Genomic DNA, 25,728 nt, shown 5'->3' with positions numbered 1-25,728 from the left:
CTTGTCCTTACTCGTTCCGGCGCGGATCGTGGAGCTCGCGGCCGCACCGCCACCCACTCCCCCGCCCCGGCGGGGGCTCCGAGAGGACGACGATGACTCATCCGGCCAGCTACCTGCGGCTCGGCGCGCTGGCGCTGCTGTGGGGCGCGAGCTTCCTGCTGATCAAGGTCGCGCTCGGTGCGCTGTCGCCCGTGCAAGTCGCCTTCACCCGGATCGCGCTGGGCGCGACCGTGCTGCTGCTGCTCTGCGCGCTGCGCGGTGCCCGGCCCGGCGGGGACCGGCGGCTCTGGCTGCACGTCGCGGTCGCGGGGCTGTTCGCCAGCGCGCTGCCCTGGGCGCTGCTGGGCATCGGCGAGCGCACCGTGGACTCCGGGCTGGCCGGGGCGCTGAACGCGACGACTCCGCTGTGGACGGTGCTCATCGGCTACGTCGCCGGGACGCAGCGGCGGCTGCCGCCGCGCGCGTTGGCCGGGCTGGGCCTCGGGTTCGCCGGGGCGCTGCTGATCTCAGCACCGTGGCACGGGGCCGCGGCGGGGCTCGGGGTGCTCGCCTGCCTCGGCGCCGCCGCCAGCTACGGCGTCGCCTACGTGCACATCGGCCGGAACCTGGCGGGCAGGCCCGGGGCGCCCGCGCCGCTGGCCCTGGCGGCCATGCAGCTCACGGCGGCAACCGGGATCGCCGCGCTGGCGCTGCCGCTGGACGGGCTGCCCGCCGTGCGGTTCGCACCACTGCCGCTGCTGGCGGTGGCGGTGCTCGGGGTGTTCGGCACCGGAGTGGGCTTCGCGCTGAACTACCGGCTCATCGCCGACGAGGGCCCCACGGCCGCCTCCACCGTCACCTACCTGATGCCGGTGGTCTCGGTGCTGCTCGGCACCCTGGTGCTCGACGAGCGGCTCGGCTGGCGGGTGCTGCTGGGCATGGCGCTGGTCCTGGCCGGGGTGGCCCTGAACCGCCGACGCGCCGCGTCCTCCCGGTCACCGCGCCTGGACCGGGTCGCGGCGCGCGCCTACTCCCGGGCGGCCACCGAGCACCCGATGAAGTGATCACACCAGGCGGCGGTCGGTGGCCCAGCGGGACAGCTCGTAGCGGTTCGACAGCTGCGTCTTGCGGAGCACGCTCGACACGTGGGTCTCCACCGTCTTCACCGAGATGAACAGCTCGGAGGCGATCTCCTTGTAGGCGTAACCCCGCGCGAGCAACCGCAGCACGTCCCGCTCGCGCGGGGTGAGCAGGTCCAGCTCCGGGTCCCCGACCGGCGCCGAGTTCGGCCCCTGCGCGAAGGCGTCCAGCACGAAGCCCGCCAGGCGGGGCGAGAAGACCGGATCTCCCGCCGCGACCTGGCGCACGGCGTCGGCGAGCTCCCGCCCGGAGATGGTCTTGGTGACGTAGCCCCGGGCCCCACCGCGGATCACCGCGATCACGTCCTCCGCCGCGTCCGAGACCGACAGCGCCAGGAAGACCACGTCCGGCCGCTCGGGCCGCACGCGGCGCAGCACCTCCGCACCACCGCCGTCCGGCATGTGCACGTCGAGCAGCACCACCTGCGGCTCGTGGTGCGCGATGCCCGCGACGGCCTCGCCGACCGACCCGGCCTCGCCCACCACCTCGACCTGGTCGGCCGCGGTGGCGAGCTCGGCGCGCACCCCGGAGCGGAACAGGGCGTGGTCGTCGACCAGGAACACCCGGACCGGGACCGTCGGGTCGCTGCTCATGACGCCTCCTCCACCGGCCGCGGCCGGAACATCAGCTGGTCTTCCTCGGCATGGTCATCTGCACCTCGGTGCCCGATCCAGGGGCCGTCCTGATCCGGGCGGAGCCGCCGTTGCGCTCCATCCTCCCCTTGATCGAGTCGGCGAGCCCGTGCCGGTCGCCGGGCACGCCGTCGGGATCGAATCCCGCTCCCCGGTCCCGCACGAAGACCGAGACCTGCTCGGGCTCGACCTCCGCGTAGACGCTCACCTCGGCGACCCCGGCGTGCTTGGCCGCGTTCACCACGGCTTCCCGGGCCGCGGACAGCGCGGCGCGGAGGCGCTCGTCGGACTCGCAGTCACCGACGACCACGCGCTGCACCTCGATCGCGAAGGAGTCCTCCACCTCGCCGCAGATCCGGGTGAGCTCGGCGGAGAGGGTGCGCGCCGGTTCGTCCGCCCGCGCGGACTCGTCCTCGCCGCGCCCGTAGCCGTCCCTGCCGTAGAGCCAGTTCCGCAGCTCGCGCTCCTGGCCCCGGGCCAGGCGGCGGACCTCCCGCTCGGAGCCGGCCTGCTTCTGGATCAGCGCCAGGGTCTGCAGCACCGAGTCGTGCAGGTGCGCGGCGATCTCCGCGCGCTCCTGGGAGCGGACCCGGCTGGCGCGCTCCGCGTTCAGGTCCCGCATCAGCCGCATCCACCACGGCACGGTGAGCACGGCCGCGCCGACCAGCGCGGTCGCCGTGGACAGCAGCGCGAACTGGAGGTCGTTGAGGCTGGCCGATCCGGCCAGGAACACCACGGCGCCGATCACCACGAGCGCGCTGCCGGAGATGATCCGCACCATCGCGGCCCGCCCGCCACCGCCGAGCAGCGCGCCCGCCACCCCGGAGCGGGCGCCCTCCCGCCAGCGCCGCCGCTGCGACTCGTCGGCCTCCCGCCACACCACGGCGGCGCCCACCAGGGCCACGCCGATCGGGCCGACGAACCAGGTCGGCAGCACGCCGAGCAGGCCGACGGCGACCGCCAGGCCCAGGCCCAGGACGATCAGTCCGAGCCCCTGCTGCCGCTCGCGGTCCGAGGGCGGCGGCTCGCTGCCCGCGCTCTGCGGCACGAAGACCCACAGCATCCCGTACGCCAGCACCCCGGCTCCGCCGAAGGCGGCGAGCACCGCGAACGCGGCGCGCACCCACAGCACCGAGACGCCCAGGTGCTCGGCGAGCCCGCTGCACACCCCGGCCACCAGCCGCCCGCCTCGGCGGCGGTGCAGCACGCGGGTCCCCGGCTCGGCGGCGCCGGGCCGTTGCGCGGTACCGGGGATCCGGTGCGTGCGGGTCCGCTGCTCGTCGCGCGGAGCGGGCTCGGGCGACGGAGCGGGCTCGGGCGGCGGGGCGGCGGGCCGCTCCTGGCGGAGCGCGCGGCCTCGACCGCGCTGGGTCCGGGTTCTCACGCCGTCGATGGTCACACGCGCGCGGGAACGGGGGCATCGGGGAAGCCCCAGGGCTTCCGGGGCCGGACTCAGGGGCGTCCCCGATGCGCCGCGGGCGGTGATCGGTCGACAGTGGGGGCATGAACGGGAACGACAGCGCCGGGGCGGTCCTGCGCGAGATGTGGGAGACGAGACCGGCCCGGTCTCGGGAGGGGCGCAAGCTCGCCGGGGTGTGCACCGCGATCGGGCGGCGCTACGACATCGATCCGGTGCTGGTGCGGGTGGCGTTCGTCGTGGCGACGATCCCCGGCGGCGGGGGCCTCGCGCTGTACCTGGCGCTCTGGGCGGTGCTTCCCGCGGCGGAGCCCGCCCCGGGGGACGGCGGTCTCCGCCGGGTGCTGGGGCTCTCCGCGTTGGTGCTGCTGGGGCTGTTCGTGGCGCTGCCGATGCTCTACCCGCACGGATGGCTGGTGTTCCCGGCTGCGGTGGCCGCGCTCTACCTGCTGCACCAGCGGGAGGGAGCGCCCGCCGCCCCGGCGCGAACCGAGGCGGCCCCGGTCGGCGAGAACACCTGGGTCTACCCGGGTGCCGCCCCCGCCGAACCGCCGCGCTGGGACCCGCTGGGCGCCGCGCCGTTCGCCTGGGACCTGCCGGAACCGCCGGCGGAGGCGGAGCCGGAGCCGCCGAAGCGGCCGTGGATCAGCTGGCTCGCGATCGGCGCGGCGGTGCTCGCCTGCGCGGTGGTGCTGCTGCTGAGCGGGAACGCGGCGGCCGCGCTGGCGGTGGCGCTGGGGGTGCTCGGCGCGGGAATGCTGGCGGCGGCGTTCCTGCGCGGCGGCCGGATGCTCATCGCCTGCGCGCTGCCGGTGGGAGCGCTGGCCGTGCTGCTCGGCGCGATCGGGGACGGCGAGCCCGACGGTCCCCCAACCGCGCGCGACCAGGAGGTCGTGGCCACCGCTCCCGCCGCGCTGCGGCCCGAGTACCCGTACATCTCGAACGGCACGCTCACCCTGGACCTGCGGCAGTTGCGCCTCGGCCCGGACGAGCGGGTCGAGACCAAGGCCCGCGTCGGCAACGGCCAGGTCCGGGTGCTGCTGCCGCCGGGGCTGGACACCTCCGCGCGCTGCATCACGAACAACGGGACCGCGGACTGCCTCGGCAACCGGGAGTCCGGCGGCTCCCGGACCCAGCTGGACGTCGCCGATCCCGGTGAAGACGGTCCCGGCGGTGGACAGCTGCGGCTCCACCTGGCGGTCAACAACGGCGACGTGGAGGTGCTCCGTGGCTGACGAGGTGCGCGACGAGGCGCGGCGGGGACCGGACACCCCGCTGCTGGTGTCGGGAGCGCTGGCGCTGGTGGTGTCGGGCTCGGTGCTGTTCGGCGGCTCGCACGACTTCTGGATCGAGTGGTCGCTGGCGGGGTTGGCTGTTCTGGTGGGGATCTTCCTGCTGGTCGCCTCCGCGCGGCGGCGCTGACCCGGGGGCGCGGAGCGGGGGTGGATCGGGGCGCTGGGCCCGGGGCCGCGGCTCCGGGCCCGTTCCGCGCTCGGGGTCCCCCGGGTTCCGGCATGATCGGTCGAGGACGTCTGCCGACGTCCGGGACCGGAGAGCTCCGCGCGGCCGGGCGCGGAGGAGGGGGAGCGGCGGATGAGCGTGCCCGGGGCGCGGCCCACGCTGGAGGACGTGGCGGTGCGCGCGGGGGTCTCCCGGGCGACGGTGTCCCGGGTGATCAACGATTCGCCCCGGGTGAGCCCGGAGGCCCGCGAGCTGGTCGAGGCCGCGGTGCGGGATCTCGGCTACGTGCCGAACCGGGCGGCCCGCGCCCTCGTCACCCGGCGCACCGGGGCCGTGGCGCTGGTGCTGTCGGAACCGGAGCACAAGTTCTTCGACGACCCGTTCTTCGCCTCCGCGGTGCGCACCGTCTCCCAGCACCTGTCCGCGGTGGACAGCCAGCTGGTGCTCCTCCTGGTGCACCGGCCGGACGACCACGCGCGGATCGCGCGCTACCTGGCCGCCGGGCACGTGGACGGCGCGCTGGTGCTGGCCCCGCACCGCGAGGACCCGCTGCCGGAGGCGGTGCGGCAGCTGCCGCTGCCGGTGGTGTTCGGCGGCCGCCCCTGGATCCCGGAGCGGGGGCTGCACCTGGTGGATCACGACAACGTCGGCGGCGGCAGGCTGGCGACCGAGCACCTGCTCGGGCTGGGCAGGCGCGAGCTGGTGACCGTGGCCGGCCCGCAGGACGAGCACGCCGGGCTGGAGCGGCTGGCGGGCTGGCGGGAGGCCACCGGCGCCGACGAGGCGGCGACCGCGCTGCGCGCCGAGCCGGGCGGCTTCACCGAGCCGGGCGGGGAGCGGGCGATGGCCGCGCTGCTGGAGCGGGTGCCCGGCCTGGACGCGGTGTTCGCGGCGAACGACCTGATGGCGGCGGGCGCGCTGCGGGCGTTGCGCGCGGCGGGCCGCCGGGTGCCCGAAGACGTGGCGGTGGTGGGCTTCGACGACCAGCCGACGATCGCGCCGCACACCTCTCCCCCGCTCACGACGATCAGGCAGGACCCCGCGCTGCGCACCGCGCACATGGTCGCGCTGCTGCGGCGGCTGATCGCCGGGGAGCGGGTGGCGCCGGGCCGCGAGGTGCTGCCGGTGCGACTCGTCCGGCGGGAATCGGCATGAATGCGCGTTGCCGTTTTTCCCGAATTGAATTCAAGATCGCCGGAAGCGCCGAGACCATTTCTCGCCAAAATTCTGGCAATAACGGTCAAGGAGGGTTGCCGAATAGCGCGACCGACTCCCGTTGAGCGCCGAAGAGCAGCCGATCGGCCTAATCATTTCCAGCTGCATCGATATAGCCTTTACCGGAACGTTTCAGGTGAGCAGCCTGTTCCGTTGAGAGCGCTCTCGTCTTTCGACGTCCCGAAGGAGGGATTCCGTGTCCCGAACCGGTTTCAAGGCGGCAGGCACCACGCTGGCCGCGCTCTGCCTGTTCCCGTTCGCCACCGCTTCGGCCACCACCGCGCCGGCCCAGTCCGCGCCCCAGCCGAAGGCCGAGGTGTTCTTCGACGACTTCTCCGGCCAGGAGCTCGACCAGTCCAAGTGGAAGGTCGAGGTCACCGGGGAGAACTTCACCACGGTGAACTCGGAGCAGCAGGCTTACGTCAACTCCCCCGACACGATCTACATCGACCACGACGACGCCGCGACCGGCGCCAGCAACGGCGCGCTCGCGCTGCACGCCCGCAGCACCCCGGGCTTCCAGGCCCCGGACGGGAACACGTACGACTTCCAGTCCGGGCGGGTCAACACCCAGGACAAGTTCGAGTTCACCCACGGCAGCTACTCGGCCCGGGTGAAGCTCCCCGAGGGCGGCACCAGCCAGGGCCTCTGGCCCGCCTGGTGGTCGCTGGGCGCGAACATCGACGAGGTGTCCTGGCCGCAGTGCGGCGAGGTCGACGTCATGGAGAGCGTCGGCGAGCCGTGGACCAGCGTCGCGCTGCACGGCCCCGAGTACAACGGCGACACCCCGATCGCCGGCCAGCAGCAGTTCGAGGGCATGGACCCCGGCGACTGGCACACCTACGAGGTGGACTGGCAGACCGACGGATTCACCTTCTCCGTCGACGACAAGGAGATCTACCAGATCACCCGCGCCGAAATGGAGCAGAACGGCTGGACGTGGGTCTACGACGACCCGCAGTTCATGATTCTGAACTTCGCGCTCGGCGGGCAGTTCCCGAACGGCGTCAACGGCGTGACCGAGCCCTATTTCGGTCTCCCGCAGGAATCGGTCGACAAGATCGAGTCCGGGAACGCCCGGTACCTGATCGACTGGGTCCGGGTCGAGCAGTGATTCCCGATCACGCGCCTCGTGACCCGCGCCCACGGCGCGCGTGAACCGGGTGGAGGCGTGCCCCGGTGCGCACCGGACCACCGGTCCGGTCGCACCGAGGCCACGCCCCGAGCACGACGGCCGCCCCTCCGCGAGGAGAGGCGGCCGTTCCGCTGGGCCGGGCGGCGATCACCGGGAGGCGATCACTCCCACTCGATCGTGCCCGGCGGCTTCGACGTCACGTCGAGGGTGACCCGGTTGACCTCGGCGACCTCGTTGGTGATGCGGGTGGAGATCCGCTCCAGCACGTCGTAGGGCAGCCGCGTCCAGTCCGCGGTCATCGCGTCCTCGCTGGAGACCGGCCGCAGCACCACCGGGTGCCCGTAGGTGCGCCCGTCGCCCTGCACGCCGACCGAGCGCACGTCGGCCAGCAGCACCACCGGGCACTGCCAGATGTCGCGGTCCAGCCCGGCGGCGGTGAGCTCCTCGCGGGCGATGGCGTCCGCCGCGCGCAGCGTGCTCAGCCGGTCCGCGGTGACCTCGCCGATGATCCGGATCCCGAGGCCCGGACCGGGGAACGGCTGCCGGTGCACGATCGTCTCCGGCAGGCCCAGCTCCAGGCCGACCCGGCGCACCTCGTCCTTGAACAGCGCCCGCAACGGCTCCACCAGCTCGAACTGGAGGTCGTCGGGCAGGCCGCCGACGTTGTGGTGGCTCTTGATGTTCGCCGTGCCGGTGCCGCCGCCGGACTCCACGACGTCCGGGTACAGCGTGCCCTGCACCAGGAAGTCCACGTCGCCCTCGGAGCCCCGCACCAGGTCGCGCGCCGCCTGCTCGAAGCTGCGGATGAACTCCCGGCCGATGATCTTGCGCTTCTCCTCGGGGTCGGTGACCCCGGCCAGCGCCCCGAGGAACTGCTCGGTCGCCTCGACCGTCACCAGCTTCACCCCGGTGGCGGCGACGAAGTCCCGCTCCACCTGCGCGCGCTCGCCCGCCCGCAGCAGGCCGTGATCGACGAACACGCAGGTCAGCTGCTCACCGATGGCCCGCTGCACGAGCGCGCCCGCGACCGCCGAGTCCACGCCGCCGGACAGCCCGCAGATCGCGCGCCGGTCGCCGACCTGCTCGCGGATCGCCGCCACCGTGTCGTCCACGATCGAGGCGGTGGTCCACTGCGGCTTGATCCCCGCGATGTCGTGCAGGAACCGGCGCAGCACCTCCTGGCCGTGCGGGGAGTGCGCCACCTCCGGGTGGTACTGCACGCCCGCGAGGCGGCGCTCGCGGCTCTCGTAGGCCGCGACCGGGGTGTCCTTGCTGCCCGCGGTGACGGTGAAGCCCTCGGGGGCCTTGGTCACCGAGTCGCCGTGGCTCATCCACACCGGGTGGCTCGCGGGCAGCTCCTCGTGCAGCGCGCCGCCGTCACCGCTGATCTCCAGCTCGGTGCGGCCGTACTCGCGGGTCCCGGTGCGCTCGACGGTGCCGCCCAGCGCCGCCGTCATGACCTGGAAGCCGTAGCAGATGCCGAACACCGGCACGCCCAGCTCGAACAGCGCCGGGTCGCCCTGCGGCGCGTCCTCCGCGTACACGCTGGAGGGACCACCGGAGAGCACCAGCGCCGCCGGATCGCGCCGGGCGATCTCCTCGACCGGGGTGTCGTGCGGGACGACCTCGGAGTAGATCTGCGTCTCGCGGACGCGGCGCGCGATCAGCTGCGCGTACTGGGCGCCGTAGTCGAGAACGAGCACGGGCCCCTTCCCCTCGCGCGGCGGACCCGATGCCGGGGACTGGTCAGGGCTGCTTGCGGAACCGGACACGTCGTCGAAACCTCCAGGCGGATGCGTGCGCTGCGCCCATCATCCCAGCTAGCCCGCGCCACCCGGCCATCGGCTCCGGGTCAGACGAGGGGCAACCGCAGCGCGGCGGGGGCCTCCGCCGGCACCGCCGGACGCCGCGGGGCGATCGGGTCGACCCGCCGGTACCCCTCGCCGGGGGCCGGGCGGCGGTCCGGCTCGCCCTTGTTCGGCCACATCGAGAACGCCCGCTCGGCCTGCGCGGTGATCGTCAGCGACGGGTTCACCCCCAGGTTCGCGGTGATCGCGGAGCCGTCCACGATCGAGAGCCCGGGGTGCCCGAACGCCCGGTGGTAGGGGTCGACGACTCCCTGGTCGGCGTTCTCGCCGATGGCGCAGCCGCCGATGAAGTGCGCGGTCATCGGCATGTCCGCCAGCTCGCCCCAGGTGCCGCCCGCGATGCCGCCGATCTTCTCGGCGACCCGCTCGTTGGCCTCCTCGCCCGCCGGGATGAAGCTCGGGTTGGGCGCTCCGTGGCCCTGCCGGGACGTGAGCCGGGAGCCGAACAGGCCCTTCTGCACCCGGGTCATCAGCGAGTTGTCCAGGCTCTGCATCACCAGCAGGATGATCGTGCGCTCGCTCCAGTTCCGCACCACCGCCATCCGCAGCGCCCGCCTCGGGTCCTGGCGCACGAACCGCAGCCACTGCTTCCAGCGGGGGTCCGGCTGGCCGCCCTTGGTCGGGAAGGTCTGGAGCAGCCCCATCGCGTTGCTGCCCTTGCCGTAGCGGACGGGCTCGATGTGGGTGTCCTCGTCCGGGTGGAACGACGAGGTGATCGCGACGCCGCGGGAGTAGTCCTGCTCGCCGACCTCGGGGACCTGCGCACCGATGATCGCCTCGGAGTTCGTGCGGGTGAGCTCACCGAGCCGGGCGGACAGCCGGGGCAGGTCGCCGCGGTCGCGGGCGCGGTGCAGCAGGTTCTGGGTGCCCCAGGTCCCGGCGGCCACCACGACCTGGTCCGCGGTGAACACCCTGCTGCCGAGCGCGCTCCGCGCCCCGGTGCGCCGGGTCAGGATCCGCCAGCCTCCGTCCCGGCCCTCGGCGAGCCGGTGCGCGGTGGTCATCGGGAAGACCTCGGCTCCCGCGGCCTCCGCGAGGTGCAGGTAGTTCTTGACCAGCGTGTTCTTCGCGCCGACCCGGCAGCCGGTCATGCAGGCACCGCACTCGGTGCAGCCGGTGCGCGCGGGCCCGGCGCCGCCGAAGTACGGGTCCGGCACGGTCTTGCCCGGGGCGCCGAAGTGCACGCCCACCGGGGTCGGGTGGTAGCTCGCCCCCACGCCCATGTCGGCGGCGACCTGCTTCATCACCTCGTCCGACGGCGTGGTCGTCGGGTTGGTGACGACGCCGAGCATCCGGCTCGCCTGGTCGTAGTGCGGAGCGAGCTCGGTCTCCCAGTCGGTGATGTGCGCCCACTGCGGGTCCTGGTAGAAGGGCGACAGCGGCCGGTAGAGGGTGTTCGCGTAGACCAGCGAGCCGCCGCCGACTCCGGCCCCGGCGAGGATCAGGCAGTCCCGCAGCAGGTGGATGCGCTGGATGCCGTAGCAGCCGATCTGCGGCGCCCACAGGAATCGGCGCAGGTCCCAGGAGGTCTTGGCGAACTCGTCGTCGGCGAACCGGCGGCCCGCCTCCAGCACGGCGACCCGGTAGCCCTTCTCCGTGAGCCGCAGCGCCGCGACGCTGCCGCCGAAGCCGGAACCGATCACGACGACGTCGAAGTGCTGCCGACGAGGACCCTGAGCACCGTTGCTGGAAGCCATGCCGGACACCGTAGCCGTCGTTACTCACGGGTAGCTAGTGTTTCGGCGGACTCCGCTCGGACCGGTGGCGGAGTGCGGCCCGGGGGCGCGACCGCTCGGCCGCACCCCCCGGAACGTCAGCGGCGCAGCGTCAGTCCGACCTTCTGGAACTCCTTGAGCTCGGAGTACCCGGTCTTGGCCATGGCCCGGCGCAGACCGCCGAACAGGTTGATCGCGCCGAACGGGTCGCTGCTCGGCCCGAACAGCAGCGTCTCCAGGTCCGCGCCGGAACCGGCGAAGCCGACGATCTCGCTGCGCGGCAGGTTCGGGTGCGCGGCGGCGGAGGTCCAGTAGTAGCCCTGCGCCGGGGCCTCCTCGGCCTCGGTGAGCGCCTCGCCCAGCACGACGGCATCGGCGCCGCAGGCGATGGCCTTGGCGATGTCCCCGGAGTAGGACAGCGCGCCGTCGGCGAGCACGTGCACGTAGCGACCACCGGTCTCGTCCAGGTAGTCGCGGCGGGCCGCGGCGGCGTCGGCGATCGCGGTGGCCATCGGCACGCCGATGCCGAGCACCTGCGTGGTCGTGGCGGAGCGGGACTGGCCGAACCCGACGATGACCCCGGCAGCGCCGGTGCGCATCAGGTGCATCGCGGTGCGGTAGTCGCCGACGCCACCCGCGATCACGGGCACGTCGAGGTCGGCGATGAAGCGCTTCAGGTTCAGCGGTTCGCCGTCCCGCGCGACGTGCTCGGCCGAGACGATGGTGCCGTGCACCATGAGCACCTCGACCCCGGCGGCGAGCAGGTCGGGGGTGAGCTCCTCGGCGTGCTGCGGGCTGACCCGGGCCGCGACGGTGACGCCGGAGTCCTTGATCTGCTTGATCGACTGGGTGAGCAGGTCGCGCCGGATCGGAGCCGCGTGCAGCTCCTGCAGCAGCTTGATCGCCGCCGCCGGGTCGTCGCTCTCCTCGGCGGTGCGCACGACCTCGAACAACCGCGCCTCGACGTCGGGGTGCCGCGCCCACAGCCCTTCCGCGTTGAGCACCCCGAGCCCGCCGAGCTCCCCGACGCGGATCGCCGTGGCGGGCGAGACCACGGCGTCGGTCGGATGCGTCACCAGCGGGATGCCGAACCGGTAGGCATCGATCTGCCAGGCCAGCGACACGTCCTGAGAGGACCGGGTCCGCCGGGACGGCACGATCTCGATGTCCTCCAGGTCGTACCCGCGCATGGCCGTCCGGCCCATGCCGATCTCAACCAGATCCCGCACGTCAAGTCCTCCCTACGGCCACACTCCAACGGAGCATTCTCCCCACCCGCGCCAGCCGGCCTCAGCCCACCCCCGGGAGCGATCCCGGCGCGCCCCGTCCCGACCGCGTCAGCCGCCCCGAGCCGGGCCCCACCCGGCACCGCCGCTGGCCCCCCGCGAGAACGCCGCCTCACCGCCCGAAGATCCCGCGGCGGGGGCCGCTGCGGTTCCGCCACCCGCCGCGCGGCACCAGCGCGGACGCGATGAGGACCAGGAACGACCTGGCGGAAGGAGAAGCGGGGCTCAGGACCGAAGGCCCCGAGCCCCGCGAAGAGGACCGCACCTCACCGGGTGGTGTAGTTCGGAGCCTCCACGGTCATGGTGATGTCGTGCGGGTGCGACTCCTTCAACCCGGCGGCGGTGATCCGCACCAGGTTCGCCCGCTGCAGCTCGGCCACGGTGGTGGAGCCGGTGTAGCCCATCCCGGAGCGCAACCCGCCCACGAGCTGATCGACGACCTGGGCCAGCGGACCGCGGAACGGAACGCGGCCCTCGATCCCCTCCGGCACGAGCTTGTCCTCGGAGAGCACGTCGTCCTGGAAGTAGCGGTCCTTGGAGTAGGACTTGGCCTGCCCACGGCTCTGCATGGCCCCGAGCGACCCCATGCCCCGGTACACCTTGAACTGCTTCCCGTTGACCAGCACGAGGTCGCCGGGAGACTCGGCGGTCCCCGCGAGCAAGCTGCCGAGCATGACGCTGCTGGCGCCGGCGGCGATGGCCTTGGGGATGTCGCCGGAGTACTGGATGCCGCCGTCGCCGATGATCGGCACCCCGGCGGGGCGGCAGGCCTGGTCGGCCTCGTAGATGGCGCTGATCTGCGGCACTCCGACGCCGGCGACGACTCGGGTGGTGCAGATCGAGCCGGGCCCGACGCCGACCTTGACCGCGTCCGCCCCCGCGTCCACGAGGGCCTGCGCCCCGGCCCGGGTGGCGACGTTGCCGCCGATGACGTCGACGGAGTGGCCGAGCTCCTTCTTGAGGGTGGCCACGGTGTCGACGACGGCGCGGGAGTGACCGTGCGCGGTGTCGACGACGAGCACGTCCACGCCCGCGTCGACCAGGGCCATCGCCCGCTCGTGCGAGTCGGCGCCGACGCCGACGGCCGCGCCGCAGAGCAGCCGGCCGTCCGGGTCCTTGGTGGCGTTGGGGTACTGCTCGGTCTTGACGAAGTCCTTGACGGTGATCAGGCCGCGGAGCTTGCCCGCGTTGTCCACGATCGGGAGCTTCTCGACCTTGTGCCTGCGCAGCAGGCCGAGCGCGGCCTCCGCGGTGACCCCGACCTGCGCGGTCACCAGCGGCGCGGCGGTCATGATCTCGCGGACCCGCTTGGTGTGGTCGGCCTCGAACCGCATGTCCCGGTTGGTGATGATCCCGACGAGCGTGCCGTCCGGGTCGGTGACCGGGACGCCGGAGATGCGGAACCGGGCGCACAGCGCGTCGACCTCGGCGATGGTGTCCTCGGGCGAGCAGGTCACCGGGTCGGTCACCATGCCGGCCTCGGACCGCTTGACGACCTCGGCCTGCGCGGCCTGCTCCTCGACGGACAGGTTGCGCTGCAGGATGCCGACACCGCCCTGACGGGCCATCGCGATGGCCATCCGGGCCTCGGTGACGGTGTCCATCGCCGCCGACAGCAGCGGCACGCGCAGCCGGACGTTGCGCGACAGCTGCGTAGCGGTGTCGACGGCACTGGGGATCACGTCGGACTCGTCGGGCAGCAGCAGGACGTCGTCGAAGGTCAACCCGAGCGTCGCGAACTTCGCGGGGAATCCGGGGGCGGTCAGTTCGCTGGTCATGGCGAGGCGGTGTGCCTTCCTGCAAGCAACGGTGTGGTTACCGAAGGATCCGGGCGGGGGCTCATCGGCGATACCGGGCGACCGGAGCGGCGGTTCGACGCCGTACCGGTGCGAGCGGCAGGTGCGATGCACCCATGATAGAGACCCGCTGGTCAGGAAAGGTCAGCGGTGGGGCGCGCCGCGCACCCCCGCTCACGAGCGCCCCGAGCGCCGGTGCAGGTCGCGGTGGGCGGTACCGTGCCGGGCGTGCCGCACGATCCGCTGCCCCCAGACCCGTTCGCGGGCGACCCGGACGATCCGAGCAGGGCTCTCGACGACCAGGATCCCGAGTTCGGCCCGCCGCTGGGCGAGGACGAACGAGCCGAGCTGCTCTCCGATCTCACCGACCTCGCGGTCTACCAGGCGTTGCTGGAGCCGCGCGGCGTGCGCGGCATCGTCGTCGACTGCACCGATTGCGGCGAGCCGCACTACCACGATTGGGAGCTGCTGCGCTCCAGCCTGGAGCAGCTGCTGCACGACGGGCAGATGCGCCCGCACGAACCGGCCTTCGCCCCGGACCCCAGCGACTACATGAGCTGGGAGTACTGCCGCGGCTTCGCCGACGGGGTCACCGAGACGGAGAACGAGAACACCCGCTGACCGCCACGAGAGCGGCCCCGGAACGCGCGGAGGTCCGCACCCCGGCGGGTGCGGACCTCGGTGCGGATCGCGAGCGACGGCTCAGTTCGGCCCCGGGAACCAACCACCGCCGTTGGGCGGATCGGTGGGATCGTCGCTGCTCCCGCTGGAGGGCACGTCCGTGCTGCCGCTGGTCTCGCTCGGCTGCGTCGTCGGCTCGGTCGGCTGCTGCGAGGAGCTCGGCGTGCTCGGCGACGTCGGGGTGGGCAGGTCCGTGGGCGGCAGCGGCTGGTTGGACGGGGGCGGCGGCTCCACCGTGGTCGTCGGCGCGTCCTGCGAACTCGACGTGGAGTGCGAGGTGGAGGTCTCCGGCGGGTACGGGTTCTGGAACCGCTCCCGCAGCTCGTCGTGCTGGGCTTGGAGGTCCTTGAACCGGTCACCCGCGCCCTGCATGGTCAGGCGCGCGCGCTCCAGCGAGGCGAGGGCGTCGTCGTAGCGCCCGGCGTCCCACTGGTGCTCGGCCTGGTCGAGCTGGTCCTGCGCGGCCTGCGCCGCGGTCGCTTCCCGGGCGTGGTCGGTGTAGAGCACCTGGGCCACGCCCCAGAGCATGTCGCCCGGCATCGCGTCCCGCGCCGCCAGCCCGACCCCGGTGAAGCCGATCATCAGCACGGCCGCGGCGGAGGCCACCGGCACCAGGTGTCTGCGCCGGGACTTCCGCCGGGGGCGGCTGCCCGCGGCGATCGCGGCCGCGGCGGCGTCGGTGTCCACGAGATCGCCGATCGGAGCCGCGTCCACCTCCCGGCGCCACGCGACCAGCAGCGATTCCAGCGCGGGCGCGGCGTCGGCGGATTCGGCGGGCACGCTCGGGTTGGTTCCCCCGAGCGCGTCGAGCAGCGCGTCGTCCGCCTGGAGCTCGGCGAGGTTGAGCGGCTCCGCGCCGATCTCGTCGGGATCGATCAGCCCGGCGGCGGTGGCCTGCTCGGTGTCGGCGGCGGGATCGGTGAGGACGGGCCGGGGCCGGAAGTCCAGGACCGTGGCCCCCAGGTCACCGGGCCGGGCGGGCTCGTCCTCGCGGCCGGGCCGGTCGAGGCGTTCGGCGGATTCCGCACGCGTGGCCGAATGAGCCGAACGGCCGGTAAGGTGGTCCGCGGCGTCCGGGACCGGGCCGTGGGCGACCTCGGCGGTGTTCGACCCGTCGGCCACCTGGGTGGCGGAGTCGGACTCTCGATTGTCGATCAGCTCGGCTCCCTCACCAGCGGCGGGAGCGCCCGGAGTGCTCTCCGAAGCCCCGCCCGCACGGTCGTCCTGCCGGCCGGAATCGACGGGCGCGTCCGAAGCGTGTTCTCGTTCCGGAACATGCTCGGGCTCATCCCGCTCGACCATTCAGACCACCTCCTCCGCGGACAGCGTCTTGCGCAGCCGGGCCAACGCTCGGTGCTGCGCCACTCGCACAGCACCCGGAGTCGAACCGACCGCTTCGGCCGTTTCCTCCGCGGACAACCCGACGACCACCCGGAGCAGCAGGATCTCCCGCTGCTTGGCCGGGAGGACGCGCAACAGCTGCGCCATCCTGCCCGAAAGCTCACCTTGCATGGCCCGCTGCTCCGGCCCGGCCTCGGACTCCGGGGTGTCCGGAACGTCCGCCACCGGTTCGGAGCGGTTGCGAGCCGATGCCCGGTGCGCATCAGCAACCTTGTGCGCGGCGATGCCGTACACGAACGCCAGGAAAGGACGACCCTGGTCCCGGTAGCTGGGCAGCGCCGTCAACACGGCGAGGCACACTTCCTGGGCAACGTCGTCCGCCGAAGCGAACGATCGTTCGTTTCGTCCTACCCTGGCGCGGCAGTACCGCACCACCAAAGGACGGATTTCAGCCAGCAAGCGCTCGATCGACTGACGATCGCCGTCGACGGCGGCGCCCACAAGCGCGTCCAGCCCGTCCCCCACGTTGCTCATCGCAGACAGCAGCCCTGGTGTTACGCGTTCAAGCGACTCGGATTTGCCCGGCGAACATCACGTGCACCGCACGCAGCGCCGAGGTCACCGTACCGGGCGAGGACAGCTCCCTGGACAGGGAGTCGGGGCGATCGGCGGTCGTTGTCACGTAACCATAACTACCAGATATCCACCAGGCCATCGTTCGCCCAGTGCGGGAGCCGAGCTGATCGGCAAGTGGTAGGGGGGCACGTGCGGCACGACGGCCGAAGCCCGGCCCGGCCGGATCATGAGGCGTGTCCGCCGTCACGCGCCGGTGCTGGTCGGCACCGGGACATGACGGCGGACACCGAGGTCCTGCCGACGCCGCCGAGCCCGAACGGCGGCGTCGAGGTGAACCGGGCGGCGGCCTGGGGCCGCGTTCCGGCGAGGGGCGTCACACAGCAGGAAGGAGCTCCCGCGGATCCTGCTCGGGTCGTCCGCCGAGCCCTCGTGCGCGAGGGCTCGATCGCCGGGCCGGACCGGGCACCGGAACCGTGCGGCGGGATCTCGATCCCGGCGCGCACCCGGTGCGGGGTGCGACCCGTCGCCCGCGGGCGGTCGGCGCGCGCGGCGCTGCGACCGGGGCGTCGGGGCGAGCAGGTGGGCATCCGCGGCAGCCCGCTGGGCTCAGGCGACCAATCCCCGCCGGAACCCGTGCGCCACCGCCTGCGCCCGGTCGCGCACCCCGAGCTTGCGGAAGAGGCGGCGGGCGTGGGTCTTGACGGTGTCTTCCGAGAGGTAGAGCTCGCGGCCGATCTGGCCGTTGCTCTTCCCCTGGCTCATTCCCCGGAGCACCTGGAGCTCGCGCTCGGTGAGCTGCACGCCCGGGTCGGACGGCTGCCGCGGCGCGGGGACCGAGGTGCTGGCGAGGGTGTGCGCCAGCGCGGCGACCAGCTCGGGCCGCGAGGCGTCCCAGCGCAGGTAACCGCGCGCACCGCCGGCGATGGCCGCCGCGATGCTGCCCGCGTCGTCCGGCGCACCGAAGACGATCACGTTGGCTTGGGGGTGGGCGGAGACGAGCCGCCGAGTGGCTTCGACGCCGTTCGGCACCGCGCGCTGGGTGCCGACCAGCACGACGTCCACGGCTTGCCGCGCGAAGCGCGCGAGCAGCTCGTCACCGTGGGCTACGCAATCTATCCGGCTCACTCCTGGGACAGCAGACATCACGCGAGTGAGCCCTTCCCGGACGCTGCGTCGGTCATCGCAGATCAGGACCGTCGTCACGGGAACTCCTTCCTGCAGGCGAGTGACGTTCCTCTTCCCCTATCGGACGCAGGGGCGGGAACCTTGACACGATCTAGTGCTGAATCCGTCCAGAGATCGGCTCACGCCACTCGTTCGAGGAATTCACCGGAACGGAGCAGGGGCCGACGCGGGGGCCGACGACCAGGATCGTCACCGCTCGCACAACGCCCAGACCTGCGATGTTCACTCAGTTGTGCCCCTCTCGAGCGATCTACCACCCGATCTCGCGACACCCAGAAGTCAGCTGAACTCCGGCAGGTTGTGATTTGCATCACATCAGCCGAGCATGATCCGGGTCAGCTGGTCAGCGGCCTCGTCCAGCGAGCCGAGCGCCTCCGCGTTCCCCGGCAACTCGCCCGGCGCCCATCCCGAGCCCGCGGTGAACAACCGCGCCCGCTGCCGGGTCGCCGGCAGCCCGGCGAGCAACCCGGGGGCCGCGTAGTGCGGCTGCTCGGCCCACAGCACGACGGCGGCGGGCGCCGCCCGGCGGACCGCCGCGTTCAGGCCCTCCGGCGGCAGCCCGGCGCCGAACAAGCGATGCCCCACCCCCCGCGCGGCGAGCGCGGCGGCCAGCGCGACCAGCTCCAGCGCCTGCTCCTCCCCCGGCACCGGCGCCAGCAGCACGGGGCGCGGGTTCCTCGGCTCGGGCGCGGTCGCGAGCACGCCGCGCAGCGCGGTGGCGGCGCTGTCGGTGAGCAGGCGTAATGCCTCCACCCCGGCTCCGGTGTGCTGCCAGCGCTCGGACACGGCGGTGAGCACCGGGCAGAGCACCTCGCGCCAGGTCGCGGGCACGCCCTGCTCGGCGATCGACTCCGCGAGCAGCCGCTGCTGGTGCCAGGCGTCCAGCGCGAGCACGGCGCGACCGAGCCCGCGGGCGCGCGGCCCCGCACCGGTCAGGCGCAGGCCGCGCCCGCCGGTGGCGGCGGACTCCAGCGGTGGGTCCTCGGCGGGGCCCAGCACCCCGGAGATCAGCGCGGGTTCCCCGGCGCCGACGGCGGGAGCGGGAGATCCGCCCGAGCCCCCGTCGCGGGGCAGCGGCGGGGTGGCGGCGAGCGCGTACCGGGCCGCCTCGGCCGGGGAGGCACCGCGCAGCAGGGCGCGCTGCATCTGCTCCAACCGCGCGACGTCCTCCGGCCCGTAGCGGCGGTGGCGGCCGGAGGCGTGATCGCTCGGGCCGAGACCGTAGCGGCGGTCCCAGGTGCGCAGGGTCGCGGGCGCGACGCCGAGGCGCCGGGCGACGGCGGCCACGGTCAGCCGCGGCTCCTCGGGGTCGGAACCGAGCGAGCCCGCCGCGAGCTCCGCCCTCGCCTCCTGGGCGTTCCCACCGGCGTCCGAGCCGCCGATCCCGGCCGCGCCCTCGTCGCGATCTCGGCCGGACGCCGCGGCGGCACCGGGCGCGCGCGAGCCGTCCGCCCGGTCGGCAAGTCGCGGCTCGGCCGACCGGGCAGCACCGTGCTGCCCGGACAGGGGTTCCTCCCACAAGGTCACGCGGTCATGTTCCGGATCGCGGCGGCCGGTGGCAAGCGTGCGGGACCGGATGCCACCGGTCAGAGATCACCCGTCAGTGAACAGCTTTCGGCGCGAAAGGGGTTGAACAAGCATTGGCGCGGTTCTACCTTGGATCATGCGAGGCCACGGCAGCCGCCGTGGCGGGGAGGGGATCCACCGGTGGGAGGTGGTTGTCGCAATGGCCGACACTCGACGTCTTCCAGGCCCGAACGCTGACATCTGGGACTGGCAGATCAGGGGATCGTGTCGCGGGATGGACAGCGCGTACTTCTTCCATCCCGACGGCGAACGCGGTCCTGCGCGCGCTCGGCGTGAGGCGAAGGCGAAAGAGGTGTGCCAGCACTGCCCGGTTCTCGATCAGTGCCGGAGGCACGCGCTGGCGGTGCAGGAGCCGTACGGGATCTGGGGCGGGCTCTCCGAGTCCGAACGCGAGGTGATCATCAAGACGCGCAAGCGCCGGGTGGCGGCGCTCGCCGGTTGAGACGCGGCCACCGCGCAGCGCGGTGGTGGCGGCGCCGCGCCGGGGCGAGCCGAATCGGATGACTGCGAGGGGCGTCATCCGCTGCGGCACCCGGAGCACGCGGCGCGAACGAGATCAGGGGCGGCACCCGATGCGGGTGCCGCCCCTGATTCGCGTTCACGACCGGGATCGGGCGCGCCGCTCGCGGCGGCGCGCCGGATCGTTCCGGTCAGTGCCGGATCGTCCCGGTCAGTGCGAGTGGCCGTGGCCGTGACCGGCGGCCGACTCCTCGTCGTCCTCCTGCTTCTCCACCACGGCGCTCTCGGTGGTCAGCACCATGCGCGCGATGGAAGCCGCGTTGGCGACCGCGGAGCGGGTCACCTTCAGCGGGTCGACGATGCCCGGCTGCACCAGGTCGCCGAACGTGAGGGTGGCGGCGTTGTAGCCGGCGCCCCAGTCCAGGTCCTTGACCTTGGAGACGACGACCGCGCCCTCCTGGCCCGCGTTGCTGGCGATCCAGAACAGCGGAGCCTCCAGCGCCTTGCGGACCAGCCGCACGCCGGTGGCCTCGTCACCGGAGAGACCGAGGTCGCCCTCCAGCTCCTTGGCGGCGTGGATCAGGCTGGAGCCACCGCCGGGGACGCTGCCCTCTTCGGCCGCCGCCTTGGACGCGGCGACCGCGTCCTCGATGCGGGACTTGCGCTCCTTGAGCTCGGTCTCGGTGGCCGCACCGACCTTGATCACCGCGACGCCGCCGGCCAGCTTGGCCAGCCGCTCCTGCAGCTTCTCGCGGTCCCAGTCGGAGTCGCTGGCCTCGATCTCCTTGCGGATCTGCTCGACCCGCGCCTGCACGTCGTCCTTGCTGCCGTGGCCGTCGACCAGGATGGTGTCGTCCTTGGTGACGGTGACGCGGCGGGCGCTGCCCAGGACCTCGGTGCCGACCTCGGAGAGCTTGAGCCCGACCTCGGGGGCGATGACCTGCGCTCCGGTGACGGCGGCGAGGTCGTCCAGGAACGCCTTGCGGCGGTCGCCGAAGTACGGCGCCTTGACCGCCACGACCCGGAAGGTCTTGCGGATCGCGTTGACGACCAGGGTGGACAGCGCCTCGCCCTCGACGTCCTCGGCGACGATCAGCAGCGGCTTGCCGTCCTGAGCGATCTTCTCCAGCAGCGGGAGCAGGTCCTGGATGCTGGAGATCTTGTCGCGGTGCAGCAGGATCTGGGTCTCCTCCAGCACCGCCTCCTGCCGCTCGGCGTCGGTGACGAAGTACGGGGAGACGAAGCCCTTGTCGAACTGGACGCCCTCGGTGACCTCGAGCTCGGTGGCCAGCGTCGAGGACTCCTCGATGCTGATCACGCCGTCCTCGCCGACCTTCTCCATCGCCTCGCCGACCAGCGCGCCGATGTTCTCGTCGCGGGAGGAGACGGTGGCGATCTGGGCGATGTTGTCGCGGCCCTTGACCGGGGTGGCCTTGGCCTTGAGCGCCTCGACGACCGCGTCGGTGGCGGCCTGGATGCCCTTGCCCAGCGAGGCGGGGTTGGCACCCGCGGCGAGGTTGCGCAGGCCCTCCTTGACCAGGGCCTGAGCCAGCACCGTGGCGGTGGTCGTGCCGTCGCCCGCGACGTCGTTGGTCTTGGTGGCGACGTTCTTGGCCAGCTGCGCGCCGAGGTTCTCGAACGGGTCGTCGAGCTCGATCTCGCGCGCGATGGTGACGCCGTCGTTGGTCACCTGCGGACCGCCGAACTGCTTGTCCAGCACGACGTGCCGACCGCGCGGCCCGAGGGTGACCTTGACCGCGTCGGCGAGCTGGTTGACGCCGCGTTCCAGGGCGCGGCGCGCCTGCTCGTCGAAGCTGATCTGCTTAGCCATGTTTCAACAGCCCTTCAGCATGGGTGGACGGCCGGAGTGCGTCCCGGCGCGATCTCGGCGACCCGGGCCCCTCGGCCGGGCCGTGCGGGCTCGGCCGGGCGCGCGGTCCGGGGCGGCTCTCGGAGGCCGGGTCGGCGGAGTCGCCGCGTGCGGGACGGCCGGCCGGGAGGAAAGACCACCGCCCCGGGGTCCCGGAGGCGGGACCACCGGGGCGGTGGGTGCGCATGGTGCGGAGATCGTCAGTTGACGACGGCCAGCACGTCGCGGGCGGAGAGGATCAGGTACTCCTCGCCGTTGTACTTGACCTCGGTGCCGCCGTACTTGGAGTAGATGACGACGTCACCTTCCTTCACGTCCACGGGGACGCGGTTGCCCTTGTCGTCGACGCGACCCGGGCCGACGGCCAGGACCTTGCCCTCCTGGGGCTTCTCCTTGGCCGTGTCCGGGATCACGATGCCGGACGCAGTGGTCGTCTCGGCTTCGCTCGCCTGGACAACGATCTTGTCCTCAAGCGGCTTGATGCTCGCCACGGTGTGACCTCCACCTTCTGGGGCCTGCGTAAGCGTTGGCTGTGGTTTGGGTGACGGCTCCACGTGCTCCCCGTCGTCGCGGGTGCCGGGGCGCTGCGGCGCCGTGCTGATTGGCACTCTACCCACGCGAGTGCCAAGCCTCAACAACCGGGCACCCGATCGTCCGTCACTCGAACGCGGATGGTTCCGGGAGCGGGGCGACCGCGCCGCGCGCTCGCCCGGTTCCCGCGGGCCGCCCCCCGGCCGCGCGAGCGGGAACGATCTCGCCCCGGCCCCGCCGACGATCTCCGGAGGAGCGGATCGGCGAGGTGGGGCGGGGTGAGCGGGCCGGGCGGCGACGCGGCGCGGTCGCCGCCGACCGGCCCGAGAGCCGATCTTCGCAGGTAGATCGGCATGCGGGATATGTCACCGGACCCCGATGGCGGTTCACACCATCGGGGTGTCGTGGCTTAGGTTCTGCCGCATGGCTCCGACGAAGCCCACGAATCGCCCGTGGGAACGCCGCCCTCGCCCCGCTCGTCCACCCGGCCCGTCCGGGCCTCCCGGCCGGTCCGGCTGGCGCCCCCGCTGACCTCGCTCCCTCCGGAGCGGATCGCCGACGGTGGCGCGGTGATCAACATCCCGCCAGAAGTTAACCGGACTCCCGCCGGGCGCTGACACCTTTCCACTCGTTCGAGTGAAGCCGAAAGCAAGTTCGCCCTGCTCGGAGTCCCGCGATCGGCGCCAACGGCAGCGGTCGCGGGAACGCCGAGACGCGGAAGCGGGCCGCAGGTGCCGCTTCCCCCGGGCGAGTGCCGCACCACCGCCGACATCGGCGGCCCCGGCCCCGGAGCGGGCACTTCACGGGTCGCGGGCGGTACCCGTTCGCGGGCCTCCCCGGACACGGCACACTTGCCGGATGCGCGGGCGATGGGGTGTGGCGGCGGTGGGCGGGGCGCTGGTGCTGGCGGCGCTCCCCTCGGCGTGGGTGGGGGCGAGGAGTTCCGGCCGGGTGCGGACGTTCGCCGACGTGCCCGCCGCCGAGGTGGCGCTGGTGCTGGGCGCCGGGGTGCGCCGGGACGGGCTGCCGAGCCGGATCCTGCGGGGCAGGCTGACCTTGGCGCTGGAGCTGTACCGGGCGGGCCTGGTGCGCTGGATCCTGGTCAGCGGCAGCCCGCGCTCGCGCGGGTACAGCGAGCCGGTGGTGATGCGGGACTTCCTGCTGGAGCACGGGGTCCCCGAGCGCGCGGTGGTCACGGACGAGTCCGGTGTGGACACCTGGGCGTCCTGCCGGAGCGCGGTGACGCGGTTCGGGTTGCACCGGGTCACGGTGGCGACCTCGAAGTTCCACCTGCGGCGGTCGATCGCCCTGGCCCGCCGGGCGGGCCTGGAGGCGTTCGGCGTGGGGCACGACGCCGCGGCGGACGGGCTGCGGCGGGTCTCGGCGCGGGGTTCCCGGCGGGAGCTGCTCGCGATCACCAAGGCCTTCTGGCTGAGTCGCTGACCCGACGATCAGTTCACCCCCGCGGCGCCCAGCTTCTCCGAAATAGCGCGTTACCGGACTCCTTCTCGAAGTTCCCCCTGGACGGAGCATTGCGAATATCGCAACGCCCTTGCTAGCGTCGCCGCGCCCGGACATCGGGAACGAGAGGGAGGGCGCATGAACGAGGAAGTGATCATCACCGCCGCGCTGACGGGCGCGGGCGACACCGTCGGCCGCAGCGAGCACGTGCCGGTGACGCCGGAGCAGATCGCGGAATCCGCGGTCCGGGCGGCGAACGCGGGCGCGGCCGTGGTGCACATCCACGTGCGCGACGTGGAGACCGGCCAGGGCTCCCGCGAGGTCCCGCTCTACCGGGAGGTGGTGCGCCGGGTCCGCGAGTCCGGAGTGGACGTGGTGATCAACCTGACCGCGGGCATGGGCGGCGACCTGGTGATCGATCCCGACGACCCGCTGAAGCCGGTGGACGGCACCGACCTGGTCAACGGCCTGGACCGGTTGCCGCACGTGGAGGAGCTGCTGCCGGACATCTGCACGATGGACTGCGGCTCGCTCAACTTCGGCGAGGGCAGCCAGCTCTACATCAGCACCCCCGACATGCTCCGGGCGGGCGCGAAGCGGATCCAGGAGCTCGGCGTCAAGCCCGAGCTGGAGATCTTCGACACCGGCCAGCTGTGGTTCGCGACGAAGCTCATCGAGGAAGGCCTCATCGACGCCCCGCCGCTGTTCCAGCTGTGCATGGGCATCCCGTACGGCGCCCCGGCGGACCCGGGCGTGCTGCAGGCGATGGTGAAGATGCTGCCCGAAGGCGCGAACTGGGCGAGCTTCGCGATCGGCCGCAACCAGATGCCGTGGGTGGCGCAGTCCGCGCTGCTCGGCGGGCAGGTGCGGGTGGGCTTGGAGGACAACCTCTACCTGAGCAAGGGCGTGAAGGCGACGAACGCGCAGCTCGTGGAGCGCGCGGTGACGATCGTCGAGGGCATGGGCGCGCGCATCGCGACGCCCGACCAGGCCCGCGCGAAGCTCGGCCTGAAGCGGCGGAACGCCTGATGGCGGCCCCGGTGGCACCGGAAGCGGTGCGGCGGGTCACCTGCGTCGGCGCGGGCGTGATCGGCGGTGGCTGGGTCGCGCACTTCCTGGCGCGCGGCTACCAGGTGACGGCCTGGGACCCGGCGCCGGACGCGGCGCAGCGGCTGCGGCGCCTGGTCGACGCGGCGTGGCCCGCGCTCACCGAGCTCGGCCTGGCGCCGGGCGCCTCCCGGGACTCGCTCACCGTCGCCGCCACCCTGGAGGAGGCGGTGGCCGAGGCCGAGTTCGTGCAGGAGAGCGCGCCCGAGGACCTGGAGCTCAAGCAGGACCTGCTGGCCCGGATCGACGCCGCCACCCCGGCGGAGGTGGTGATCTCGTCCTCGACCTCGGGCTACGGGATGACCGAGATGCAGCAGCGCTGCGCCACCCCGGAGCGGCTGGTCGTGGGGCACCCGTTCAACCCGCCGTACCTCATCCCCCTGGTGGAGGTCGTCGGCGGCGAGCGCACCGACGCGGCGGCGACGTCCTGGGCCGCGCGGTTCTTCGAGGCGGCGGGCAAGTCCGTGATCACGATGGACCGCGAGGTGCCGGGCTTCATCGCGAACCGGTTGCAGGAGGCGCTGTGGCGGGAGGCGCTGCACATGGTCGCCGAGGGCGAGGCGACGGTCGAGCAGATCGACGCCTCGATCACCGAGGGGCCCGGGCTGCGCTGGCCGTTCCTGGGACCGTGCCTCACCTTCCACCTCGCGGGCGGCGAGGGCGGCATGGCGCACATGCTGGACCACTTCGGGCCCTCGCTGAAGTCACCGTGGACGCGGCTGGAAGCACCGGAGCTGACCGCCGAGCTGCGGGATCGGATGGTGCGGGGCTGCGCGGACGCCTCCGGCGGGCGGGACATCGCGGAGCTCGTCGCCGAGCGGGACCGCGCGGTGATCGCGGTGCTGCGCGCGGTGCGCTCCGTCCGGGAGGGCGGGGCGTGAGCGGCGAGTTCCGGCAGCGGGTCCGGCCGGAGTGGATCGACTACAACGGGCACCTCAGCGAGGCCTACTACGTGCTGGTGTTCGGCTTCGCCACCGACGCGGTGCTGGACCGGCTGGGCCTCGACGCGGCGTACCGGACGAGCGCGGGGTGCTCGGTCTACACGGTCGAGGCGCACGTGCGGTACCTGCGGGAGGTCGGCCCGGACGCGGAGCTGGTGGTGAGCACCCTGATCACCGGCGGCGGCGCGAAGAAGCTGGTGCTGTGCCACGAGATGAGGGTGGACGGCGAGCTGGTCGCCACCGAGGAGCTGCTGGCCCTGCACGTCGACTCGGCCGCGAGCCGGTCGGCGCCGTTCCCGCCGGAAGTGGCCGAGCGGATCACCGACTGGACCGGGCCCGCACCCC

Annotated in this window: 23 protein-coding genes; 11 read left to right on the top strand and 12 right to left on the bottom strand. The window is 73.2% G+C overall.

The genetic code is table 11. The features are described from left to right. Nucleotides 1-92 precede the first annotated feature (92 nt). Nucleotides 93-1,043, top strand: a complete 951-nt coding sequence (locus tag ACL03H_RS19780) for a DMT family transporter (protein ID WP_412812762.1) — start codon at nt 93-95, stop codon at nt 1,041-1,043. Here the strand turns inward: ACL03H_RS19780 and ACL03H_RS19775 are convergent, their stop codons facing one another. Both ACL03H_RS19775 and ACL03H_RS19770 read right to left on the bottom strand, forming a co-directional pair. Beyond that, nucleotides 1,044-1,712: a response regulator gene (locus tag ACL03H_RS19775; protein ID WP_412812761.1), complete on the bottom strand. Its 669-nt coding sequence runs from the start codon at nt 1,710-1,712 to the stop codon at nt 1,044-1,046. It abuts the gene before it with no gap. Between the two features lie 31 nt (nt 1,713-1,743). Beyond that, nucleotides 1,744-3,006, bottom strand: coding sequence for an ATP-binding protein (locus tag ACL03H_RS19770; RefSeq protein WP_412812803.1), 1,263 nt, complete (start codon nt 3,004-3,006; stop codon nt 1,744-1,746). A 248-nt stretch (nt 3,007-3,254) separates the two neighbouring features. Between ACL03H_RS19770 and ACL03H_RS19765 the strand changes: the two genes are divergently transcribed. From ACL03H_RS19765 to ACL03H_RS19750, 4 genes are all read left to right on the top strand, one after another. After that, nucleotides 3,255-4,403 carry a PspC domain-containing protein gene (locus ACL03H_RS19765; RefSeq protein WP_412812760.1) on the top strand — a complete coding sequence of 383 codons (1,149 nt, stop codon included), beginning with the start codon at nt 3,255-3,257 and terminating at the stop codon, nt 4,401-4,403. Further along, complete coding sequence (locus ACL03H_RS19760) at nt 4,396-4,590, top strand: hypothetical protein (RefSeq protein WP_412812759.1); 195 nt, start codon at nt 4,396-4,398, stop codon at nt 4,588-4,590. Before ACL03H_RS19765 ends, ACL03H_RS19760 begins: the two co-directional genes overlap by 8 nt. Nucleotides 4,591-4,761: 171 nt before the next feature. Next, complete coding sequence (locus ACL03H_RS19755; RefSeq protein WP_412812758.1) at nt 4,762-5,784, top strand: LacI family DNA-binding transcriptional regulator; 1,023 nt, start codon at nt 4,762-4,764, stop codon at nt 5,782-5,784. Nucleotides 5,785-6,040: 256 nt separating this feature from the next. Then, nucleotides 6,041-6,958 (top strand): glycoside hydrolase family 16 protein, encoded by a 918-nt coding sequence (locus ACL03H_RS19750; RefSeq protein ID WP_412812757.1) that lies wholly within the window; start codon nt 6,041-6,043, stop codon nt 6,956-6,958. Between the two features lie 182 nt (nt 6,959-7,140). Here ACL03H_RS19750 and guaA read toward each other — a convergent pair whose 3' ends face one another. From guaA to guaB, 4 genes are all read right to left on the bottom strand, one after another. After that, nucleotides 7,141-8,682: a glutamine-hydrolyzing GMP synthase gene (gene guaA / locus ACL03H_RS19745; RefSeq protein WP_412812756.1), complete on the bottom strand. Its 1,542-nt coding sequence runs from the start codon at nt 8,680-8,682 to the stop codon at nt 7,141-7,143. Nucleotides 8,683-8,831: 149 nt separating this feature from the next. Next, a complete protein-coding gene (locus ACL03H_RS19740; RefSeq protein WP_412812755.1) occupies nt 8,832-10,544 on the bottom strand; it encodes an FAD-dependent oxidoreductase in 1,713 nt (570 codons plus the stop codon). A 116-nt stretch (nt 10,545-10,660) separates the two neighbouring features. Beyond that, on the bottom strand, nt 10,661-11,791 hold the full coding sequence (locus ACL03H_RS19735) for a GuaB3 family IMP dehydrogenase-related protein (protein ID WP_412812754.1): 1,131 nt from the start codon (nt 11,789-11,791) through the stop codon (nt 10,661-10,663). A gap of 323 nt (nt 11,792-12,114) precedes the next feature. Beyond that, a complete protein-coding gene (guaB, locus tag ACL03H_RS19730) occupies nt 12,115-13,626 on the bottom strand; it encodes an IMP dehydrogenase (protein ID WP_412812753.1) in 1,512 nt (503 codons plus the stop codon). Between the two features lie 237 nt (nt 13,627-13,863). Between guaB and ACL03H_RS19725 the strand changes: the two genes are divergently transcribed. Continuing rightward, complete coding sequence (locus ACL03H_RS19725; protein WP_412812802.1) at nt 13,864-14,265, top strand: DUF5319 domain-containing protein; 402 nt, start codon at nt 13,864-13,866, stop codon at nt 14,263-14,265. Nucleotides 14,266-14,346: 81 nt separating this feature from the next. On the opposite strand, the gene ACL03H_RS19720 is transcribed toward ACL03H_RS19725, so the two are convergent. From ACL03H_RS19720 to ACL03H_RS19705, 4 genes are all read right to left on the bottom strand, one after another. Further along, on the bottom strand, nt 14,347-15,627 hold the full coding sequence (locus ACL03H_RS19720) for an anti-sigma-D factor RsdA (RefSeq protein ID WP_412812752.1): 1,281 nt from the start codon (nt 15,625-15,627) through the stop codon (nt 14,347-14,349). Continuing rightward, nucleotides 15,628-16,200, bottom strand: coding sequence for a sigma-70 family RNA polymerase sigma factor (locus tag ACL03H_RS19715; protein ID WP_184483051.1), 573 nt, complete (start codon nt 16,198-16,200; stop codon nt 15,628-15,630). 648 nt (nt 16,201-16,848) lie between these two features. Beyond that, nucleotides 16,849-17,445, bottom strand: coding sequence for a response regulator transcription factor (locus tag ACL03H_RS19710; protein ID WP_184483053.1), 597 nt, complete (start codon nt 17,443-17,445; stop codon nt 16,849-16,851). A gap of 297 nt (nt 17,446-17,742) precedes the next feature. Beyond that, nucleotides 17,743-18,954 (bottom strand): MerR family transcriptional regulator, encoded by a 1,212-nt coding sequence (locus ACL03H_RS19705; protein ID WP_412812751.1) that lies wholly within the window; start codon nt 18,952-18,954, stop codon nt 17,743-17,745. 199 nt (nt 18,955-19,153) lie between these two features. On the opposite strand from ACL03H_RS19705, the gene ACL03H_RS19700 reads away from it, so the two are divergent. Beyond that, nucleotides 19,154-19,456: a WhiB family transcriptional regulator gene (locus tag ACL03H_RS19700; RefSeq protein WP_412812750.1), complete on the top strand. Its 303-nt coding sequence runs from the start codon at nt 19,154-19,156 to the stop codon at nt 19,454-19,456. Nucleotides 19,457-19,684: 228 nt separating this feature from the next. Here the strand turns inward: ACL03H_RS19700 and groL are convergent, their stop codons facing one another. Both groL and groES read right to left on the bottom strand, forming a co-directional pair. Continuing rightward, nucleotides 19,685-21,304, bottom strand: a complete 1,620-nt coding sequence (gene groL / locus ACL03H_RS19695; RefSeq protein ID WP_412812749.1) for a chaperonin GroEL — start codon at nt 21,302-21,304, stop codon at nt 19,685-19,687. A 239-nt stretch (nt 21,305-21,543) separates the two neighbouring features. Then, nucleotides 21,544-21,834: a co-chaperone GroES gene (gene groES / locus ACL03H_RS19690; RefSeq protein WP_412812748.1), complete on the bottom strand. Its 291-nt coding sequence runs from the start codon at nt 21,832-21,834 to the stop codon at nt 21,544-21,546. An 898-nt stretch (nt 21,835-22,732) separates the two neighbouring features. On the opposite strand from groES, the gene ACL03H_RS19685 reads away from it, so the two are divergent. The 4 genes from ACL03H_RS19685 to ACL03H_RS19670 form a co-directional block, all read left to right on the top strand. Further along, entirely contained in the window at nt 22,733-23,317 is a 585-nt protein-coding gene (locus tag ACL03H_RS19685) for a SanA/YdcF family protein (RefSeq protein WP_412812747.1), read from the top strand. Nucleotides 23,318-23,473: 156 nt separating this feature from the next. Further along, nucleotides 23,474-24,364, top strand: coding sequence for a beta-keto acid cleavage family enzyme (locus ACL03H_RS19680; protein ID WP_412812746.1), 891 nt, complete (start codon nt 23,474-23,476; stop codon nt 24,362-24,364). Further along, the gene (locus ACL03H_RS19675; protein ID WP_412812745.1) at nt 24,364-25,323 is read left to right on the top strand and encodes a 3-hydroxyacyl-CoA dehydrogenase NAD-binding domain-containing protein; all 960 of its coding nucleotides are present in this window, start codon (nt 24,364-24,366) and stop codon (nt 25,321-25,323) included. The genes ACL03H_RS19680 and ACL03H_RS19675 overlap by 1 nt, the downstream gene beginning before the upstream one ends. Beyond that, on the top strand, nt 25,320-25,728 hold a 409-nt coding region (locus tag ACL03H_RS19670), incomplete at its 3' end, for a thioesterase family protein (RefSeq protein ID WP_412812744.1). The genes ACL03H_RS19675 and ACL03H_RS19670, both read left to right, overlap by 4 nt.

It is taken from the genome of Saccharopolyspora antibiotica, assembly GCF_047200635.1.
Taxonomy (GTDB): Bacteria; Actinomycetota; Actinomycetes; order Mycobacteriales; family Pseudonocardiaceae; genus Saccharopolyspora_C.
This window is presented reverse-complemented; position numbering and strand designations above follow the sequence as displayed.